Consider the following 3,967-nt stretch of genomic DNA (forward strand, 5'->3'; position numbering starts at 1 on the left):
CCTATTGCCTATTGCCTATTGCCTTAAAGGGATAACCTTTGTCCTCATCACTCTGAGAATTGCTATAAATTATCGCTATTCTTCATTACTAACTTTGAAATAGATCCCCCTTAATTTGAGGTCTAATCCATCTATTAATTGACCGGCATCATCTTGCCATTCTGCTGATAGTCCAACAGTGTAAGCTGTCTTGTCTTTGGCTACTGTTCCATTTGTGGCGGCACCGGGTATTCTGACATGAAATTCATCCACATATAAACCTGCTTCTAGAAGGAGATTAGCAGCATCCTGTAAGACAGCTATATCGGGCAAGAAATTCGGATCGATCGCTCCTTCTTTCAGTGTGCCATTTGATTCGCGAGCCTTATCTTCGTCCACTATAAAATCAGCCTCTTCGCTTGCGATACCTAGATTCCCCATAATACTACCAAGAGAGGTACCAACCGTACCAAGGTAGACTCTCTCCCCTGCCGGAAGTTCAACTTCAATTCCCTTTTCTTTCAGCTCAGTAATGGCATTTTTAGGTTCTAGGGAAATTGTCTTACCTGCCAGTTCTAGAGAAACACCAAAAAATACTTTAGTTTCTGACATTTTTTTGCTCCTTATTCAAAAATATTTAGTTTCAACAACTATCAATTTACAACAACAATTATAAATTAGACATTTACCCTTGAATTATATATCATATATAAATGATATGTAAACCTAAGAGGTATTTTTTTTATTGGGCAATAAAACTCCGGATATCTTTCCCATCTTGCCTCTTGCCTCTTGCCTCTTGCCTCTTGCCTTTTTCAGCAATTTGTGTGTTTACAACCGAGATACAAAGGCTATAGTTGATCGAGCTTAACTTCAGCTTCCGGTGGCACCACTGATTCTTCTGGAATCTTTGTGGTCGATAGATTATCATCAGCCACAGGATTGCCATTTTCGTCCACAAAGGTTAAGCCTTTTTTAACAATAACACCATTGGGATAATCATCCGATTGGGGTACCGAAAATACGGTAACTTTAATCCCCCTTCTATCTTCAGGTTCCGGGATAGGTTGGAAGACATCAATCTTCAACTTCATTGCCAGTTCAGGAGCAACATCTTGGTTGCTTAGAAAACTGAAATCTTTAATATCAAAGGGAAAATCCTGGGCAAAATTGAAGGGGAACTCATCATTAATTGATCCAGTAGCCGTATAACAAGGATCCGGTGATGTCCCTTCCGTAACAGTAATCGTTTTTGCCCACATATCAGATAATGGATGATTTTCAGATAAGGTGATGGGCAATTCTTCAGTAATGCTATAGGTAGTCTGTACTTCCTCCATAAACGTTGGAATATCGTTAATCTGTTCATAATTGGGGATTTTCTCCTCTGCCATCGTATCTCCTTTTGATCTAACTTAAATTAAACCTATTGCTTAAAGCCTTAACCTTTGGCATAGGCCGCATACCAGCCAACAGCATCATTACTATCAGTGGCATCAGGATTGCCAAAGATAACAATTTCGGTTTGTCCATTGGGGGGAAATGAGAGGACAAAAAACTTAAGGGCAACCTTCTTGATTTTCAACAAGTAAGCTGTACCAGAAGTGCTAGTCGAATCAACCAGTAATTCCACCGTCTTGAAGGACAGCTTCAGTACACTCTGGAGAGGAAAACCGAGCACATCCCCACCAATTCCCGGTAGTCTCAATCCCACAAAGGTTGTTGCTCCCTCCTGGGAACCATCCTGATTGGGTTCCCAGATAATCAAGAGATTAACCACAAACTGAGCCGATCCCGACAATGCCCCCAGACTACCCAAATTAAACTCGAAGTTAAAACCAAAGCCACTGTCGGGCATAGAACCACTGCCCAAGGGAGTCTTCACAGTAAGATACCCTTGAGGCTTGCTATCGGGTTGAGCAGGGTCGAGATAGACGAAGTTAGTCAGCTTGAGGGGAAATTTGCTGTAGAGACTATGGGGGCGGGCTTTACTGCGAGCCAAATCAAAGGCAATTTCGCTGGGATCCACACTAAAGGTGATATCCTGGGTACCATTGGTATGCTTGCAGTTCATCACAATACTCAGCTTTGAAAACTGCAGGAATTGTTCGTTCTTGGCTAGCTCATCCAGTTTTTGCTGCAACTCGGCTGATGCTTGATTGAGAGTATCAATCCCTACTTGATAATCGTCTTCCAAGGCACGGGCACTGCGGTTGACCAGGTTGCTGGCAGTTAAAACTTCATCGGACAGGGAAGTATCTGACCCAAAGGATAATCCATCAAAGGTCTCTAGGTCACGGAAATTGAGACGGCCCCAGAGGGTAAATCGTCCAATGGTGAGTGTAGTATCATTACCTGGGGGATCTGTGGAAAAAGTGGCCTTAACGATGTCAACATTATTGAGAATATGACTATCGGGTAGGGCAAAATAGTTCTCGCCGCTAAAGCTAAAGCTATAGGTAATCACCCCATCGTGTTCTTCCGTAAAGCCCTGGAGAATGACAATATTCCGTCCTGAGCGACTATTGAGTAATTGGGTAGCTTCGTCAAAGAGTTTATCTAGGGTAAGATTGACCTGACTGGAAAATGCCGTGATTTGTGAATTTTGGAACTGCACCCGTAAGTTGGCCACCTGGAAGGCATAGCCCAAGGGACCGGTTTCTGGCACGGAGTTGTCTTGATAGTCCAGCAATCCAAACAGGGAAGACTGTTCCGCTACCAATTGCCCATTTTGGGGCAAAATCGGGGTGCCATTACTCCCGACATACTGAGCGTAGAAGTTATCCTGGTCTTGTATGCCACATTCTAGGGCTTTCAAGTCTGGAGGCAGTCCTGTCCCCTCTGGCAGCTTGACATTTAATGCGATCATCCCTGACCAAAAGGTGCTGCTGCCAACCCGGGCTAGAGGGGCAGCATTATCCCGGTCTTTTTCAGCAGCATTGGGGTCCTCTGCGGTTGCGATCGCATTTTCAAAGAATGTCACTAAGCGATCGCGCACTGCTTTAATCTCTTTGACCCGTTCCTCGGCATCAGTTGCCGTCCCGACAAATACCTCCGGTTGTTCCCACAGGGCGGTATCCTTGAGAATATCAATCAGGGGCTTATCTAGGAACTTAAACAGTAAGACCGTATCACTATCCCCTGTGCCCTGTCGCCAATTGTCTGGATTAAGATCAAAGGTCCACCCTTTAATAGTTAGTTGGTTGTTCTGAAAATGCTCTTTGATAACTTGAGGAGGTTCATTGGTATCAAAGGTTTTTAGGGAACTCGGGTCAGTGATCACCAGGAACATCTGACTGGACTGGAAAGCTGAACGGAGGGATGAACCCCGTTCTAAGTCCTGCAAACTCACATCCTCATTGTCGGTATCCTTTGCCAGTAATAGGCTATTGAGGGTTTGATAATCAGAGGAATAAGTTGCCAACAATCCCAGGGACGTTGTACCGGTGATGGTTTCCGTTGTTGAGCTAGCAGCAGCAGCTGTCATGGCCTGAGCGTCAGGGGTAGCTGATCTACTCAAGGCACTGAATGCTTGGGGACTAGATGTCCCGGCTCCTAGTATTCCTTGAGTGTCACCGGTAAGTTGAGTGGTGTCCGTTTCAGCAACAATTTTAATTTGTTTGCGCCGCTGGGGATTGAGGATTTGTTCCTCCATTTGCTGATAGTGAGCCAGGGTTCCACTTACTCCACCATAGGGAAACAAGGGTAAATATTCTCCCCTTGGCAGTCCTGTAACGGGAACCTCCAAAAACGTGAGGGGATCATCAGTGGGGTCTTGGTTTTCATCCTGGAACGTTGATGCTTGATACAGCAAGGACTGCTTGGGTTGGGAAAAATAGACCGGTAAATTCGTTACTTGGTCATCTTCAGTTACTTGGTCATCTTCAGTTACTTGGTCATCTTCAGTTACTTGGTCATCTTCAGTTACTTGGTCATCTTCAGTTACTTGGTCATCTTCAGTTACTTGGTCATCTTCAGTTACTTGGTA

At 44.5% G+C, this 3,967-nt stretch carries 3 protein-coding genes; all 3 read right to left on the minus strand.

Translation table 11 applies throughout. From position 1 onward, the window contains the following. Positions 1 to 75: 75 nt before the first annotated feature. Positions 76 to 591 (minus strand): hypothetical protein, encoded by a 516-nt coding sequence (locus F6K20_RS27685; protein WP_287250939.1) that lies wholly within the window; start codon positions 589 to 591, stop codon positions 76 to 78. Positions 592 to 830: 239 nt separating this feature from the next. Next, entirely contained in the window at positions 831 to 1,373 is a 543-nt protein-coding gene (locus F6K20_RS27690; protein ID WP_287266617.1) for a hypothetical protein, read from the minus strand. Between the two features lie 47 nt (positions 1,374 to 1,420). Beyond that, a partial coding sequence (locus F6K20_RS27695) for a hypothetical protein (RefSeq protein ID WP_287296817.1) occupies positions 1,421 to 3,967 on the minus strand: 2,547 nt, incomplete at its 5' end.

The organism is Moorena sp. SIO2C4 (genome assembly GCF_010672485.1).
In the GTDB taxonomy this organism is placed as follows: domain Bacteria; phylum Cyanobacteriota; class Cyanobacteriia; order Cyanobacteriales; family Coleofasciculaceae; genus Moorena; species Moorena producens.